Genomic DNA, 738 nt, shown 5'->3' with positions numbered 1-738 from the left:
GCCGCCGGCCGGGAACGCTCCGCCCTCGCCACCCGCCGCGCCGCCGCCGGGTTCCCCACCGGCAAGACATTCGACGCGTGGGACCCCCAAGCCTGCTCGATCCCCACGCCAACCCAGCAGGCCCTGCGGACCCTGGAGTGGATCCACCGCCGCGAGAACCTCGTCGTATGCGGGCCATCAGGCACCGGCAAGACGTTCCTGCTCGAGGCCCTGGGCCAACACGCCGTCGAGCACGGCCTCAAGGTCGCCTGGTTCACCCTCGAAGACCTCGGGATCCTGCTCCGTCGTCACCGCGCCGACGACACCGTCACCCGCGCCATCACCCGAGTCCTACGCGCCGATCTCGTCGTAGTCGACGATATCGGCCTGCTCCCCGTGGCCCACGACGCCGCCGAAGGCCTGTACCGGCTCGTCGATGCCGCCTACGAGAAACGGTCCATCGCGATCAGCTCGAACCTGCACCCAGCCTCGTTCGACGAACTGATGCCCAAGACACTCGCCACCGCAACCGTCGACCGACTCCTGCACCACGCCCACATCTGCCAGACCACCGGCGACAGCATCCGCCTAACCCAAGCCCTCACCGGCCAGGGGGTGAACCCCTTGACCTGACCCCCACCACCACGCCGAAGGTGGCCAGCACAGGGCAGATCCCACGGCCACCACCGGGCACTCCTCTTGACCGTCACCGGGCAGGTCCCACGACCGCCCCTGGGCAGATCTCAATGGCCCTTGACA

1 protein-coding gene is annotated in these 738 nt (G+C 69.0%); it reads left to right on the top strand.

Translation table 11 applies throughout. The features are described from left to right. Nucleotides 1-612 (top strand): ATP-binding protein (locus tag ABD209_RS15525; RefSeq protein ID WP_344067823.1); only part of this gene is annotated, 612 nt, incomplete at its 5' end. Nucleotides 613-738: the final 126 nt, after the last annotated feature.

The sequence above is a fragment of the Nostocoides vanveenii genome (assembly GCF_039531165.1).
GTDB lineage: Bacteria > Actinomycetota > Actinomycetes > Actinomycetales > Dermatophilaceae > Nostocoides_A > Nostocoides_A vanveenii.
The sequence above is the reverse complement of the archived record's forward strand: the minus strand, read 5'-3'. Positions and strand labels throughout refer to the sequence as shown.